Genomic DNA, 15,720 nt, shown 5'->3' with positions numbered 1-15,720 from the left:
TTAGATATAATCTCTACACGGCGCCCCTACAGAAGCTCTGAGTCGGCCGATTCGTCGTCACCTAGTTTCACGTAGGATTTTCATACGAATGTAGAGCGGAGGCGAAACATGTTCGGTGACGCTTTCTCATGTATACTTATCGTGCTATAAAAATCCGTATATCGATTAACCGCCAGGGAAATGAATAATGGCTAGTTCGGCCCAATTGAAAGCACTTTTTCATGCACACATATCTGGAGACACTGAGCGTTTTCGTTCCGTTGCGCTGCAGGTCGCTGCTCATGAAGCCAAGATTGGGCATTTAAAATTAGCTGGCGAACTGCGTGAGCTTGTGAACAAAGCAAAAGAACAGCAGCAAGTCGTAGCAATCTCAAAGGGGCAACGCGATTCTTCCGGTCTGTTAAACATATCAAGCCCCTCTACTAAGCTGAATGATTTGATCCTCGCCGAGGATGCCCGAGCGCAACTTGACCGTGTTATAAAAGAAGTGTCGCATATCAATCACCTTCGAAGTCACGGCTTGAATGCGAGACGGAAGCTGTTGCTTGTAGGTCCACCAGGAACAGGAAAGACATTCACGGCAGCTGCCCTTGCTGGTGAGTTAGGATACCCCTTATTTGAAGTTCGCCTCGACGCAGTGATTACCAAGTTCATGGGAGAGACTTCGCTTAAACTGCGGCAAATATTTGATTCCATCGAGAGTGTCAGAGGAGTTTATTTTTTCGACGAGTTCGATGCCCTTGGCGCAGATCGCTCCACTGGAAACGACGTCGGAGAAGCCCGTCGTGTGTTGAATAGCCTACTTACGATGATCGAGCAAGATACCTCAACAAGTCTCATCATCTGCGCAACCAATTACAGTGAACTTTTGGATAAAGCGTTATTCAGACGCTTTGACGACGTTATCAATTACGAGCTACCGTCCGTTTCCAATATTGAAAAATTACTCGTCAGAAGATTAAATCCATACGCGCCAGCTCGTATGGTCTGGCAATCTTACGCAAAAAAAGCAGAAGGTCTAAGCGCTGCTGATATCAAAGTTATCGCTGATGACGTCGTCAAAGAGATGCTGATCAGTGGTGCGTCAAAATTCAAAGCAACGTGGCTTGATAGATCAATCAAAGAGCGTTTAAAAGTGTCGCGCTCGGAACGACAGGGTAGATAGCGAGAATGGCAGACAAGGATAGTAAGCCTCATTTATATATCGGTAATAATGGCTCCAGGCACCCACTGAAACGAAAGGGTAGCGGAAGTAGCAGCAATTCGGCACGGCACATCATTAATCCTCGCACCCATGCAAACCGGTTATCAGGCCAATTAGCAGACATAGCCTCGTTCGCGCACGATGTATCTATTGATGCTCATGAAGATGGTATTGAACGTATTGGAATCCAGATCACTTTTGAAAGCTTTGAGGGCATTGAGCTTGTATTTAATAGCCTTGAAAATAGCCCAAAGAAGATCGAGCTACTTAACATTCAGCTAATCGATAATACCTACTACGCGACCGTATTTGTTCCTGAGGGCAAGCTGACATTTTTCCAAGAAAGGTTGGAAAAATACGCTTCGACTATTGATGAAGAATCCCCATCGCATCGGGCCGTTATTGAAAGCATTGCTGCTGTAAAGCGCGCCACAATTAAGACCTTGTGGACTGACGCTCGTGAACTATTCCCCGAGAACGAAGATGAACAGGTCGAATGGGAAGTATGGCTAGTAAAAGGCGATGGGGTACCTGAGCGTGAATTTAAGAAGTTGGCAGATCGAATGGAGCTCTCTGTCTCACCACATCAGATTAATTTCCGGGAGCGGATTGTCATTTATGTAACCGCCTCGGCAGCGCAATTAAGTTCCAGCGTACATCTTCTTAATTGCGTCGCTGAGCTTAAGAAACCAAAAGAAACCGCGGAGTTTTTTGATGAGCTCACTATCGAAGAACAACGCGGTTGGGTCGTTGAGTTGACTAATCGACTAGCCGACTCTCGCAGAGAAGAGGATCCTTTAGTCACCATTCTTGATACAGGCGTCAATATCGGGCACCCCCTTATAAAACCCTTTTCTGACCAAAACAGCTTGTTCACAGTAAACCATGCTTTTGGCGCCGCCGATAATGACGGTCATGGCACAAACATGTCAGGACTTGCCCTTTATGGAGACCTGCAATCTGCTCTAGAGTCTCAGGAACAAATTGAAATTGGTCATTCTGTAGAGTCCGTCAAAATAATTAACCATGGCGGGGATAATCGCAATAAAGCATATGGCGCAATAACAATAGACGCCACGACAACGCCGGAAACAGCGAAGCCTAATCTCAATAGAATATTCACTATGGCGATCTCCGCCACCGATTCTCGTGACAAAGGTCGCCCGTCCGCCTGGTCAGCCGCTATCGACGAGCTCTGTTTTAACCGAATTGGTGAACAAGATCCTAAACGTCTTTTTATTATCGCTAGCGGCAATTCGAGACTTAAACCCGCTGATTTTCATGCATACCCTGATTGCCTTGATTCGCAGCCGATACATGATCCAGGTCAGTCATGGAATGCTCTAACAGTGGGTGCTTACTCAACAAAAATTAACTTAACCGATCCTAACCAAGGAGCGCCGCTTGCCAGATCCGGAGAAATATCGCCGTACACTTCAACCTCGACCGCTTGGGAAGATAAAAAGCCAATCAAGCCGGACGTAGTCTTTGAAGGCGGTAATGTTGCTGTGAGCCGTTACGGTGGTTTTTCCCATCCATCACTATCTTTGATAACGACAGATCATGATGTCCAGAATCGACTATTCACTACATTTTGGGCCACGAGTGCTGCCACAGCTTTAGCAGCAAATTTTGCAGCCAAAGTTTACTCTAGATATCCTGACCTTCGGCCTGAAACCGTTCGGGGGTTGATTGTGCACTCAGCACAGTGGAACGATGCGCTCAAAGCACAAATTCAAGGCAAACTTACCCCGAAGCAGCTAGCGGCAAAACTAATGCGACGAGTCGGCTATGGCGTACCCAACTTAGAAGTCGCCTTAGATAGTGCTAGTCAACGCGTTTCCGTGATTATTGAGGATGAAATTACACCGTTCAAAAAAGGCTCTAGCGCTCCCAGCTTGAATGAGTTGGTGACACATGACTTACCATGGCCAAAGGAGATTTTACAAGACCTTGGGGCTCTAGAGGTTAAACTAACGGTAACGCTTTCCTACTTCATCGAGCCGAACCCATCGAACCGTGCATTCTCAAACAAGTACTCCTATCAAAGCCATAACCTACTGTTCGATCTTAAGCGCGCTCTAGAGGGTCCGGATGACCTCGTATTGAGAATAAATAATGCTGACGATAGACGGGAGGAGTTCCAACCACAAAACGATACAGGTAATTGGTTAATTGGACCACAGAACCGTGCTCATGGCTCAATCGCTAAAGATATTTGGACTGGGACTGCAGCGGATCTTGCAGAGCGTAATCAAATAGCGATTATCCCCACAGCCGGTTGGTGGAAGACTCGCGCTCCGTTGAAGATGTACGAAGAAACGACGAGGTATTCACTCATATTGACCATTGAGACGCCTGAGAGTGACATTGATATTTACTCAGCTGTTAAAGCGATCGTCGAGGCTCAAGTTGAAGCGCGAGTTGAGATTGAAGTCTAAACATAAATGAGGGTGACCTGTCCTACTAGGTAATTCCAGTTTAACGCAATGTTGCATTTTCCGAACTGTGAAAAAACATCTTTCGTCAGGACTTAAGTAGTCATGTGAGGTTTCCCGCGTGGTTGCGCCAGCAGAACAACATTACTCATTGGAGTAAAAGGGTAAGGGAGTTAAAAATCAGATTGCATTTCTTTAATCAAATGAGGTTCCTCGAATCGTGTGCCTTTATAATATCCCTGACTTGATCGAGTAATGGAGCGAACTTAGCAAAGTTAATTTTTTCCCGTTCAGCTTTGATTACACGCTCTGCGAACCATGCCTTTCCATATGTACTCCCATCACTTTTTTTGTTCTTTCTAGAAAATTTCTTACCTGACAATTCCCTATTTAACACACTACTGTCGAAAAGGTCTTCGATATCCGCATCCCCGGCACCTGACGGCACTGCCAGTATGTAGAGATTTTCGAAAAAATAATCTAAGCGATAGTTGGCTGCTATACCTTTAGATTTGATCGTATCATTCTTTATCTTTTCAGCTTTTTTAATAACCCCCCGACCCGCGTCATCATTATCAACAATTACTATTACCGGATGACTTCCTCCTTTGATTTTGTATTTAGAGCAGAGCCGTTTGTAGCTTTTAATTAAATAGGACAGACCACTGGTTCCCTCCGCCATTTTAAGAATCTCTAAGTTTCTATCAGATTTACTGAAGAATGAAATACGACACCTTTTAGTAGTTGCATCATAGAGCTCTGGATAAGCATTTCCTAATCGCGAAATAGCAGCCTTTAAATAGATGTTATCTGTTTTTCCTTCGCAAATAATTAATGGTTTTTCGTTATAATAAAAATATCTAAAAAACATAAATTTTCGGTATAGGTTCTTAATGCCATCCAGAGCTACTCGGTGATTATCACTTGCATATGTATCACCTCTTACTATGGGCGGGTATGAAGAACTTTCATTAAATTTTGTTCTAATTCCGTCATGAGAGCTTGGTCTATGACCTTTCCGTGAGAACCTATTCTGATATGATTTTATATGGTAGATGTGCGCTAACATCCCATCTAACGACGCTAAGGAAGTACATTCTTGTCCTTGTGTGTCTCCCAACTCATCATCCTGTGTGTGTACGCGAAAGTATTTGAGCGCGAACTTATTATAAAGTCGAGTTAGGATAGAATTCGTCTTTGGCTTGGATACTGTTCTAGCGCTAGACTTGAAATAGTAGCCAAACTTAAACATAGAGTGACACATAGAGCGAATCTGACGGTATGAGGAAGAAGATACGTTCACTCTCTTATTCACAGTAAGCCCTGTAACCTCTTGCCTTGAGTCTCGATATTGCATTCGGCTCTTATTTTCATTCACTGAAAATCCAGCATTTTCAATAGCTCCCTTTACAGCACTCCCAAGACGCCAACTACCTTTTTCAAGAGTCAAAAAACGTCTTTTAGCAATTGCTTTAGGGAATGCCTTTTGGTTTGTTGAGAATGTCAAATCGTCAACGTAACGGGTGTAAGTACAACTATGATTTTTTGCTATCGACAGTAAGTGATAATCAAGGTGCTTCGAAATCAAATTAGATATAACGGGAGAACATGGACTCCCCTGAGGGAGCTTATTCTGAAAACATGCGATCTGCGCTAATATAGTTGCAACTTTCGAATTCAGCCTGAATCTACTATTTTTTAAAAAGTAGCCCCTCACTCTTCCAAAGTTGAAACAATCGAAAAAAGAGGTTAAATCGATGTTATATACAAACCTTTTCCCAACATGCATTTCAGCATTGGTAGCGATGGATAAACCTTTCTCGTATCCGTGAGACATAGATTTACGAGCCCTCTTTCTCAACGGTAAATCCGAATTCTCTCCTCTGAATTCACCAAGTGTTTCCTCTGAGGGTTTGTCTTCTTCAATACAATCATACAAAAGATCAGCCAACTTTCGCTGAAGTTTTTTAAGTTTATCGCAGGGAGCGCAAATTACACGATGACCACCGGATTTTTTAGGAACATCGAAGGTAAAGTACTTATCAACATCATCCATACGGTACAGAATAAATGCGAGCGCGCTAGGTTTATATCCGAGTAAGGATGCAACGTCTGAAAGACTTGAAGATTGCTTAAGTTGAGTGAGCTTTGACAAATTTCTCTCCGATCATGAAAGAGTGGCTTACGGGCACTCCTACGCTTTGAGAAAACATAGGGCGACTAGTCGAATCGATGTAAACCGACCGGACGACCGCTAGGTAGCAAATGTAACGAGACTTTTGTATCAAAGATTGCGATGCGCAACCCAAATTCTGCCCGTAAGCCAATGTAAAGCTACATCCTTAACCCCCAATATTCAACACAAAACTTGGCTCTGACCGATAATACCCCTTAAATAAATTCTATACTGGTCGCTTAACTAATGAATGTCCGTTTGGATTGGCAGCTGATACTTTATTTTAATGTGGGAAGACTATGAATTGGACTCCCCATTAAATCTCCAACTCAACAAAATCCCGATCCACGTCCTCCTGGGTAATCCCAATGTAACGCAGGGTCACAGCTTCAGAACTGTGGCGTAACATCTTCATCACTCGAGCCAAGTCATTCGTGTTTTTGTACAAATGGTAACCGCGCGTTTTGCGCATGGAATGAGTACCCAATGCAAGCCCGACCTCCTCACCTATCATTGAAATGGCTCGTGATACGTACCGGCGGCTCAGTGGCCTGGGCTCTTTTCGAAGCGACCACCGGTTTCTATGGGATTGGAACAGGTAGATGTGATCCGGATTATTGCGACGACGACGCTCGATAATCTCACGTGCCTTATCATTCAGTTTAATAGTGGCGTGCTTACCTGTTTTACCTTCCGTAATAAGCACTCGGTCAGATTGAATATCGTCAAACCGGATTGAAAGCAAATCACTGATCCGAAGCGCTAGGTTCAGGCCCAAGTTCCACACATCGGCGATTTGTTGGCCGTAGGTTCGCTCAAGCAGATGACTTACGAGCTTTACGGTATCAAGATTCTTAACAGCATGAACTTCACTCATAGCTATGTTCCTTATTTGTTGTGAGACGAAAAAAAAGGAACTTCAGAGCCTGTTTAGCTCATCAGTTCCCGTTTTATAAGGCTTGCAGTGTTCCCAAAAGTACAATTTGGGAACTTAAATGCATTGATTTAGCAAACATTCATATCCGGAACGATATTTACTCCGATTTCACGCATTGCTTCGGCGATAATGTTGAGCACCTGCTGGCGCGTTAACACACCATGAAACGACGATTGTTCTTCATCGCAGTGAATGGCCACAGCATACGCTCGGTAATACCGGGCCAAGCTCTGTATCTTCTGTTTGTTTACAAAGTAGTGACTAGCCGTAGCGTAATCCAATTGGACAGTAGCAATGGTGTCTTTCTCATAGCCCAGAAATACCAAGCTGAACGCACCAGTAATGGGTTTGAAAGGTGTGCTATCTCCCTCTTGGATAGTTCCGGGTGTTGCTCGTGTTGAATTACGAATAGCAGGAATGAGTGCTATAGCCGTGATTAATGCCTTTACACCGAGAATGATCCACTTTTGAGATGAAGTGATGGGTATGCTCATAAATATTCCTCATTTGAATACTCTAGCGCTATAACAAGCCGCGTTCAGCAAATGACACGGTTTCTTTGCCGACAACAATATGGTCGAGAGTGGCCACATCTATGGTGTTTAGCGCAGTCTTTAGCCGTTCAGTCACGCGCTTGTCTGCGTCGGATGGCTCCGCTACGCCTGATGGATGGTTGTGGGCAAAAATGACAGCGGCCGCATTGGTTTCAATCACTGCTTTTACAACTTCACGCGGATACACAGGAGCGGCATTGATGGTTCCGTAGAACAATTCTCTAAATTCGAGTAATTGATGCTGACTATCCAAGAGCATTACCCCAAACACTTCGCGTTCATATGGTGCAAGCTTGAATCGAAGGAAATCCTTCACAGTGTTCGGGTTGCAGAAGGACTGACCTCGCGTGAGCTTTTCCTCCAAAAGCTCACAAGCTCGATTAAATAACTCGCGCTCGGTGAGCCTTCGGGTGGTGACATAGTTTTTCGGTGATTTTACTGGCAGGGATGCTTCAGTTTTCATGAGATGAATTCCTCTAGTTAAGGTTCATCTCGGTGATATAGGTTTGAAATTGTTTGGAATGGAACGAGAAGGTCACCTGAACGATGACCTAGCTCTAGTTTGCTCTATACCCTATTCAATACTCTTTAATTTACGCTTGTAGATCACAGAAACCGTTCCTTTGAGCCTGTTCTTGCCGATCTCATAATCGGGGCTCCAAGTAGCGATGTTGTGAACACTCATCCCTACTGCCGAGGCAATACCTGCCACGGCAGTAGGCCCCCAAAACGAAGCCAATAACGCAGCTTTGCGGCCCACTGTAAATACACGTGATTTCATTCCGAGTTTATCGATTTGCTGTTCGACAATTCGAACGGTGTCACCGATCTTTAAGCTCTTTATCTCAAACGATTCACGTGCCGCGAGTAACGCTTTTACTTCTTCAAGTGAACTTGGTTCTGATTCATACACAGTTTTCATGGACATCTTCCCTAACGATCAACTTAAGCAAGAATTTCACAGGAATCGAAGCGGTAGAAAAAATTGTGATGTAGCAACCTGTTCAGAATGCTGAACCAGCGGTTTTTGGGGGCAAGCGCGCAAACTACGAACTTGAAGGTGGGCTTTCAATTGAGAGCAACTGAAGTAATGCTTTACGGTATTGCTTCCCCAATGGAATGATCTTATTCCCCGTGAGCACACACTCGGAATAGCGTCCTAGCTCGCTCTGTAGCCGACGTAAGTGAGCTATGTTGATTACATAGCTACGATGGACCTGAACAAAGCTTGAAGGTAACTGCTTCAGAACATTCGATAGCGTCGCGCGATGCATTGAGTGTCCATTGACCAGTTGAAAATCAATGTAATTGCCTGCTGCACGAATACAGACTACTTCTGGCAAACGGACGATATCTACAACGCCAGGCTCCGTTTTGGCAGCAAATATCTGATCAGCGAATTTATTCACGAGCGGCCTCCGATATGGACGCCAAATGAGCTTGCATGTGCATTTTCAATACTCCTGTAGATGATGATGCACTGCAGGTGATATATGTCTGAAAGCTTTTTGAGTGGCCACAGTAGGCCCGTACAACTCCCAGCGGCACTGCCAACCTTCCAACCCGTCGAATCTCTCTCATGCTCTGCACTCAACTCCTTTTGTTACATCGATTCTGACAAAAATATGAAGGAATAAGCGCTTTATGCCTCGGGAGCGGCCAAATGTGTGATCAACCGGCCATTTCCAGTGATGAATTGGCCGAAACAGGAGGCTGGTATGAATACAAACCATTAAAAATTACAGCGATGCGCCATCGCATGACACAACTGCGTTTCAAAGGATTACCGTCATGCGACTCATTAAACTGGAAGAAGTAAGAAACAAAACAACGCTTAGCCGCACCACGATTTATAAACTTGTGGTGGCCAAATCATTTCCCAAGCCCGTGACAGTAGTTGGCCGAAGCCGAGTATGGGTGGAAGAAGAGATTGATGAGTGGATTAGAGCGAAGATTGCGGAGCGTCTCGGAACAGCGTAAGGAGTAACATGCAAACTTAAGGTAGCACACCGTTTTTCTCTATGTATATTAGCGATCACACAACGACATACGAATAAATCAACTCTGTCACCATGGGACTTTAAACACGAGTAATTTAAGCAAATAGTAGGTGTTATGCACACCTCGGCCTTGCCAAGTTTTTCTTTGCCACATTGGTACATAACTTTGCTACTATGCAGAAAAGATTTCATTAATTTTGTGCCCAAGTTAAATCAACCACTTCAGAACGAACAAGTTAGGAGCTTTTAGTGTCAAGACTGACCGATTTGATTGCCAAGGCAAAAGCCAAAGACGCGGCGTTAGGAGCCGAGTTGGATCGTGAGTTTAAAATGCTTTCGTCACGGCTCCCCTTCGGTCTGAACTTCGAACGTCATAGCCCAGAAGCGGTGGAATTGCCGCTACGACCCATTCGAAAGGGTGACAAGGTACGCGTATTACATGAGCGTGGTTCCACCAAGAAGGGGGATCAACTGCTGTGGCGAGTGAAAGCTATTAACAAGGCGAGAAAAACTGTCGACCTAGAATTGCTAGACTCAGAAGAACTTGAAACACGGACGGTCATGCTCGATGACTTAGTGGTTGTCGCGGAGTTCCGGGATACTATCTATCCGGGTTTGATTAGTACTGGTAAGGTACTGCATGGCGGCGCAAAACCTTGTCATACGGTAATTAATGGTGAGAACTATCACGTCCTAAAAGCCCTAACCTTCAGCCATCGCGGTAGAGTAGACGCCATTTATATTGACCCTCCGTACAATACTGGTGCGAAGGACTGGAAATACAATAACGATTATGTGGAAGGCGACGACCTCTACCGCCACAGTAAATGGCTGGCGATGATGGAGCGACGCTTGTTGATTGCACGGCAACTGTTAAATCCAGCGGATTCAGTGCTGATCGTTACCATCGACGAGAAGGAATATCTGCGCCTGGGATTATTGCTGGAGCAGTTATTTCCTGAAGCTCGGATTCAAATGGTTTCGATAACTACAAACCCAAAAGGAGCGTCTCGTCCCGATATGTTCGCGAGGGTGGACGAGTTCGCTTATTTTGTCCTAATTGGAGACTCGATTGTTTCTGGAGTCGCTGTAAGCGCTTCACAGGGGAAGTCGGTTCGCTGGCCTTATTTACGGCGATCTGATGAAAAATCGACTCGGGGACACCGCCCTCGGCAGTTCTATCCGGTTTTTGTCGACCCAAATACCTCTAAGATAACAGGCGTTGGTGAGCCTTTAGCCCATGATGTACCTCGTGAAAGTATCAAGGCGCCTCCAGGTTTAATTGCGGTTTTTCCTGTCCGTGATGATGGTGTCGAGATGGAGTGGGGGTTAACTGGGCCCAGCCTCATGCGCGCCGTGCGCGGTGGTTTTGCTCGGGCAAGTCGCACCAATTCGCTCCAACCGTATGCAATTTCTTACCTAACAGCTCCAGCAATTAGCAAGGTTGAGTCTGGAGAGTACGTTGTTGCAGGTATAAGAGAAGATGGAACGAAGGTTGTCATTGCTCCTAGTGGAAAGACTACACGACCTACGACGGTATGGACCGAAAGTCGTCATAGTGCTCCCGACCATGGCAAGAAAATTTTAGGAGCTCTACTGCCAACAAGGTCTTTTCCTTTTCCAAAGTCATTATACGTAGTGGAAGATTCATTGCGGCTATTTTTGGCAAATAAGCAGAACGCAACCGTACTTGACTTTTTCGCAGGTTCTGGGACCACGGCACACGCGGTGATGCGGCTCAACAAACAGGACGGTGGAAATCGTCAATGTATCAGCGTGACAAACAACGAAGTCGCCGCCGATGAACAGAGGAAGTTGCGCGAAGCAGGGTTACGCCCCGGCGATGATGAGTGGGAAAAAATAGGCATCTGCGATTACATCACCAAACCCCGCGTTGCCGCCGCTATTACCGGAAAAACTCCGGATGGCGAACCAATCAAGGGCGACTACAAATTCACGGATGAATTTCCGATGTCCGATGGCTTCGAGGAAAATGCCGAGTTTTTCACTCTGACGTATGAAACCCCACTGTCGGTCAGCCACAATCTGGCGTTCAGCCGAATTGCGCCTTTATTGTGGTTGCGCGCTGGAGCGAGAGGTAGTCGTATTGACGAGTTACCAGCCAATGGTTGGTCGGTGACCGATGCCTATGCACTGCTAAATAACGTGGATACTGCTACACCTTTTATCGAAGCTGTGGCTAAGGCGAATGGGATACGGATTGCCTATATCGTTACCGACGATGATCGGCGCTTCCAGGCAATTGCTAAACGATTACCCGATAGCGTCGAGCCTGTGCGTCTGTACGAATCTTATCTCACCAACTTTAGCTTCACCAATGGAGATTAACGGATGAAATTCACGCTCAAAGACTATCAGCGCGACGCTGTCCGTGACTCCTTGAGTAACCTAGGCAAGGCTCGCCGCCTTTGGCATGGGGAAGCCGACAGGACTGCGTTCTCACTCACTGCGGTAACCGGCGCGGGTAAAACTGTGATGGCGGCGGCTACGTTTGAGGCGCTATTTCATGGTGACGATGAGTTCAGTTTTGATGCCGATCCCGGCGCTGTGGTTATCTGGTTCAGCGATGACCCGTCGTTGAATGAGCAAACTCGCTTTCGCTTTATCGAGGCCAGCGACCGCATCAACTACACCGACTTAGTGGTGGTCGAAAACACGTTCAACAGGCCAAAGTTCCAGGCCGGAAAAATCTACTTTCTCAATACCCAGAAACTCAGCAAGAACAGTCTGCTGGTGCGGGGCCATAATCCCGGAGATTTGGCGGCCAAGGTGGATGCTACTTTTCCCGAAATGCGCCCTGACCTGCGTGCATATACCATTTGGGACACTATTCAAAATACTATCGAAGATCCGGATTTAACGCTCTATTTAGTGCTGGACGAGGCGCACCGGGGCATGGGCACACAAACCGCAGCCAGTCTGAACGCCAAGAGCACTATCGTACAACGACTCATCAATGGCGTGGGCAGCGTGCCAGGTATTCCTGCTGTATGGGGTATATCGGCTACTGTGGAACGATTCAACAAGGCGATTGAGTCGGCAGGTAAACATATCAAACTACCCAATGTGGAAGTTGATGCGTCCAAGGTACAGGAATCCGGACTTATAAAAGACACCATCCTGCTGGACATACCAGACAATGTGGGTGACTTTGATACCGTCTTGGTGCGTCGAGGAACCGACAAATTGAAAGAGTCCACCGCTGCTTGGTCAGCTTACTCCAAGCAGCAACAAGAGGCTCATGTCGTCGTTCCGTTGATGGTTTTGCAGGTTCCCAACACTCCTGACCCCAATGAGATTGGGCGCGCGTTGGATACCATTTTCGAGCGCTACCCTGAGCTACCATCTGCCAGTGTCGCGCATGTTTTCGGCGATCACACCACCCAACTGTTTGGCAATCGATACGTTCCGTATATCGAGCCTCAACGAGTCGAGGAGTCAACCTGGGTGCGGATTTTGATTGCCAAGGATGCCATCAGCACAGGCTGGGATTGTCCGAGAGCCGAGGTCATGGTTTCCTTCCGCGCAGCTGAGGATAAAGATCACATCACGCAGTTACTCGGTCGACTGGTACGCTCACCGCTTGCTCGCCGTATCCCCGGCAATGACCGCTTGAATGCGGTGGATTGCTTACTGCCGAAATTCAATCGCAAGGCCGTAGAGCAGGTAGTCGATGAATTGACGACAGGCAGTGAGGCAGCAACGCCAGGCCGTGTTTTGATCGATTATATCGAAGTGGTGCCTAATCCTGCTGTTCCGGATGCCGTGTGGGATGCGTTCGAGGGTTTACCGTCGCAAACACGCCCGCAGCGTGGTGCCAAGCCTGCTGTCAGGTTGACTGCGCTGGCCCATGAATTGGCGTCCGACGATATTCTCTCTGGTGCAGGCAGGCTGGCCCATGGCGAAATGCACGCAGCCCTGGATAAGTTTCAAGCCGACAACGCAGCCAAGATTAAGGCCAAGAGGCAGTCTGTCCTGGTTGTAGACGGCAAGACCGTGAAAGCGGACATGCTGGGCCAAGGTCGCAGTCTCGAGCAGTTCTGGGAAGATGCCGACGTCGCGGTAATAGACGACGCCTACCGCCGTGCAGCACGAATCCTCAGCCCGGCTATTGCTCATTCGTATGTTGACCACTTGGCAAGCCAGGACGCCAACCGTGATGAAGACCCGGAATCGTTTCTGGAGGCCATAGTTGAAGCTCGCGTAACCGTTTCTGGTTTGGGGCTAGTCATGGAGGCACAGGCTTATTTCGATGCTGAGGCAGACAAACTTGCGAAAACTTGGTTGTCCAAGTATCGGCAGCAAATCAAGGCACTGAGCGATGACCGTAGGGAGTCCTATCGGCAGATCATCGAAATGAGTACCGAGCCTCAAGACGTGGGCTTGCTTAAGCCTGAGGCTCGTTATGAGGCTACCAAAGCGAAAGAAAACGGTAATGTAAGAGCAATCCCGGTCTGGGATAATCATTTGCTGTGCAACGAGAACGGCAAATATCCCGCTGAACTAAATGACTGGGAACGGACGGTTGTCGAAACCGAGTCGGCTAAGCCGGGCTTCTCATTCTGGTATCGCAATCCGCAGCAGCCAGGACAGTCCTCACTTGGTATCGCATATGAGAATGCTGGCGAATACAAAATCTTGCGTCCAGATTTCATTTTCTTCGCTGAACAAGATGGTCGAATTGTCTCTGATATTGTTGATCCTCATGGACTCCACCTAGCCGATGCCTTAACCAAGCTTCAAGGCCTTGCAGAGTATGCAGAGAACAACGCCAGAGCATACCGCCGTATCGAGTCTGTCGCCGAGATAAAAGGCAAACTCCGCGTACTTGACCTTACTAGGGCTGAGGTACGCAACGCCATCAAAATCGCTACAGATGCTGCAGATTTGTTCAGGAGTACCCACGCCAACGACTATTGATAAGTAGGACTTGGTAGCGATCGTTACCTCGCTATCAACGCCTGCATTCCCCCTATTGTCGAGTGAGATTTGTAAGTAGGGGGAAATAATTAAGTTGATTAGCGCGAGGGTTGCAGAACCTGCATTTGCGGCGTTTGGACCTCCCAGGCTTTGCTAGACATTTTTAACAGTTTCAATGTAACTTACAGGAGAGGTGTTTTTTAGCAAAGGTAAACTGTAAACCGACGAATTTAAAGTTGAAGCAGTCAAGCAATTTGCTGAGCGTGGGCACTAATCGGGACCAATCTATGAATGTTCGAGAGGTCCGCAAAATTGCGGGTCGAGTACAAAGAGTAGTTCGAAATACAGCTATTGTCGAAAATTACCCTTGCGCAGAGATCGCACCTCATATCAGGGAGCTTTCAGACTATACCGCAAATCAATATTCGGGGACTGACGTTTCTTCCGACGACGTTTTTTCCTACGTTTATTTCAAGTTAATGGAGTTCGTAAGGGCTATTCTCAAGGAGGTGAAGGGAGAGGTCGCGGACGGCACTTTACTTGTTAATCTAGTTGAACACAGACTAATCGAGAAAATCGAAAGCGAGATTTTAGAGCACCTAACTTCAGCTCCACAGAGTTATAAAGTTCGTATACTTCTTCAATCAGAAATAAGGGAGCCGATAGCTTGCTGGAGATTGACAGAGTCCTTATACCTTGAAGTCACTGAGGACAATAAATCCCCAATCCGGCTATTTAATGAAGCGGCTCTGAATCTTTACTTAGTGATGGATACTCGCGGCTTCTACTCCCCGAGAAGCGAATGCAGCCTGGCGCAGAAGTGTATCCAGCTGATCAAAACATTCCTGTACTCTGCATGGGTTCTTCACGATGAGACTTTTAACTTAGAGTTTAGAAATCGACCTAGCAACCGCAGTACTTTTGATAAAGTCGTGATCTTGAATCGCTATCTTGAAATCATAGAACCTTCCGGAGATTGTTCACTCCCGATTCGAGTCCCCTCAGAACTAGCTTCCTTCATCACTGGTTTTGCTTTGCGACGACCTTTAGAAGAACTTGAACTTCCCTCACTGTCATCTATAGCTCATGATCCATCCCCCGAAGCCGAGAGAATAAGGGCTGCTATAGAGTGGTATATTGATTCAGTAGTCAGCGACACTGAGACAGTTAAATTTATTCAACTCTGTGTTGGCTTAGAATCACTACTTGGCGATGACCTTGGCGATGTCCCTTTGTCAAAAACATTGGCTGATAGATGCGCGTACTTGGTATCTGACACCATCCGACAACGCTCCGTAATTCGAGATAAATTCAAGGTCATGTATAAGGCTAGGTCGAAGGTTATTCATGGGACGTCTCGTAACATGACCGATAAAGAAAGAGAAAACCTTGTGTTCGCGCGAACGATGCTTTCAACGTGTATTGCAAAGGAAATAGAACATCTAGGGGTTCCCCAATAGGCTCGACTTC

The 15,720-nt window shown here is 46.5% G+C and carries 12 protein-coding genes; 6 read left to right on the top strand and 6 right to left on the bottom strand.

Annotated features, from left to right (window positions below):
- The first annotated feature begins 187 nt into the window (after positions 1–187).
- Positions 188–1,165 carry an AAA family ATPase gene (locus FM042_RS09270; RefSeq protein WP_143236152.1) on the top strand — a complete coding sequence of 326 codons (978 nt, stop codon included), beginning with the start codon at positions 188–190 and terminating at the stop codon, positions 1,163–1,165.
- Between the two features lie 5 nt (positions 1,166–1,170).
- Positions 1,171–3,645 (top strand): S8 family peptidase, encoded by a 2,475-nt coding sequence (locus tag FM042_RS09265; protein ID WP_143236151.1) that lies wholly within the window; start codon positions 1,171–1,173, stop codon positions 3,643–3,645.
- Between the two features lie 196 nt (positions 3,646–3,841).
- On the opposite strand, the gene FM042_RS09260 is transcribed toward FM042_RS09265, so the two are convergent.
- The 6 genes from FM042_RS09260 to FM042_RS09235 all read right to left on the bottom strand — a co-directional run bounded on the left by FM042_RS09260 (position 3,842) and on the right by FM042_RS09235 (position 8,718).
- Positions 3,842–5,797, bottom strand: a complete 1,956-nt coding sequence (locus FM042_RS09260) for a retron Ec67 family RNA-directed DNA polymerase/endonuclease (protein WP_143236150.1) — start codon at positions 5,795–5,797, stop codon at positions 3,842–3,844.
- Positions 5,798–6,134: 337 nt separating this feature from the next.
- Positions 6,135–6,695, bottom strand: coding sequence for a tyrosine-type recombinase/integrase (locus FM042_RS09255; protein ID WP_143236149.1), 561 nt, complete (start codon positions 6,693–6,695; stop codon positions 6,135–6,137).
- Between the two features lie 128 nt (positions 6,696–6,823).
- Positions 6,824–7,249: a hypothetical protein gene (locus FM042_RS09250; protein ID WP_143236148.1), complete on the bottom strand. Its 426-nt coding sequence runs from the start codon at positions 7,247–7,249 to the stop codon at positions 6,824–6,826.
- A 28-nt stretch (positions 7,250–7,277) separates the two neighbouring features.
- Entirely contained in the window at positions 7,278–7,772 is a 495-nt protein-coding gene (gene radC, locus FM042_RS09245) for a RadC family protein (RefSeq protein ID WP_143236147.1), read from the bottom strand.
- A gap of 111 nt (positions 7,773–7,883) precedes the next feature.
- Positions 7,884–8,231, bottom strand: coding sequence for a hypothetical protein (locus tag FM042_RS09240; protein ID WP_143236146.1), 348 nt, complete (start codon positions 8,229–8,231; stop codon positions 7,884–7,886).
- A 124-nt stretch (positions 8,232–8,355) separates the two neighbouring features.
- Entirely contained in the window at positions 8,356–8,718 is a 363-nt protein-coding gene (locus FM042_RS09235; protein ID WP_185960758.1) for a LytR/AlgR family response regulator transcription factor, read from the bottom strand.
- A 382-nt stretch (positions 8,719–9,100) separates the two neighbouring features.
- Between FM042_RS09235 and FM042_RS09230 the strand changes: the two genes are divergently transcribed.
- From FM042_RS09230 to FM042_RS09215, 4 genes are all read left to right on the top strand, one after another.
- On the top strand, positions 9,101–9,289 hold the full coding sequence (locus FM042_RS09230) for a helix-turn-helix transcriptional regulator (protein ID WP_143236144.1): 189 nt from the start codon (positions 9,101–9,103) through the stop codon (positions 9,287–9,289).
- A gap of 269 nt (positions 9,290–9,558) precedes the next feature.
- Entirely contained in the window at positions 9,559–11,658 is a 2,100-nt protein-coding gene (locus tag FM042_RS09225; protein ID WP_143236143.1) for a site-specific DNA-methyltransferase, read from the top strand.
- A gap of 3 nt (positions 11,659–11,661) precedes the next feature.
- Positions 11,662–14,250 carry a DEAD/DEAH box helicase gene (locus FM042_RS09220; RefSeq protein ID WP_143236142.1) on the top strand — a complete coding sequence of 863 codons (2,589 nt, stop codon included), beginning with the start codon at positions 11,662–11,664 and terminating at the stop codon, positions 14,248–14,250.
- A gap of 287 nt (positions 14,251–14,537) precedes the next feature.
- Entirely contained in the window at positions 14,538–15,710 is a 1,173-nt protein-coding gene (locus tag FM042_RS09215) for a HEPN domain-containing protein (RefSeq protein ID WP_143236141.1), read from the top strand.
- The last annotated feature ends 10 nt before the right edge of the window (positions 15,711–15,720 follow it).

Origin of the sequence: Aliidiomarina halalkaliphila (assembly GCF_007096385.1) — a bacterium.
Classification (GTDB): domain Bacteria; phylum Pseudomonadota; class Gammaproteobacteria; order Enterobacterales; family Alteromonadaceae; genus Aliidiomarina; species Aliidiomarina halalkaliphila.
Note: the sequence above shows the minus strand (reverse complement) of the source record. Positions and strands in the feature narration are given on the sequence as shown.

Excerpts from the sequence above, each read along its gene's own strand:
- radC (WP_143236147.1), bottom strand. The coding sequence starts at position 7,772 with ATGAAAACTGAAGCATCCCTGCCAGTAAAATCACCGAAAAACTATGTC.
- FM042_RS09230 (WP_143236144.1), top strand. The coding sequence starts at position 9,101 with ATGCGACTCATTAAACTGGAAGAAGTAAGAAACAAAACAACGCTTAGC.
- FM042_RS09270 (WP_143236152.1), top strand. The coding sequence starts at position 188 with ATGGCTAGTTCGGCCCAATTGAAAGCACTTTTTCATGCACACATATCT.
- FM042_RS09215 (WP_143236141.1), top strand. The coding sequence starts at position 14,538 with ATGAATGTTCGAGAGGTCCGCAAAATTGCGGGTCGAGTACAAAGAGTA.
- FM042_RS09240 (WP_143236146.1), bottom strand. The coding sequence starts at position 8,231 with ATGAAAACTGTGTATGAATCAGAACCAAGTTCACTTGAAGAAGTAAAA.
- FM042_RS09220 (WP_143236142.1), top strand. The coding sequence starts at position 11,662 with ATGAAATTCACGCTCAAAGACTATCAGCGCGACGCTGTCCGTGACTCC.
- FM042_RS09255 (WP_143236149.1), bottom strand. The coding sequence starts at position 6,695 with ATGAGTGAAGTTCATGCTGTTAAGAATCTTGATACCGTAAAGCTCGTA.
- FM042_RS09265 (WP_143236151.1), top strand. The coding sequence starts at position 1,171 with ATGGCAGACAAGGATAGTAAGCCTCATTTATATATCGGTAATAATGGC.
- FM042_RS09250 (WP_143236148.1), bottom strand. The coding sequence starts at position 7,249 with ATGAGCATACCCATCACTTCATCTCAAAAGTGGATCATTCTCGGTGTA.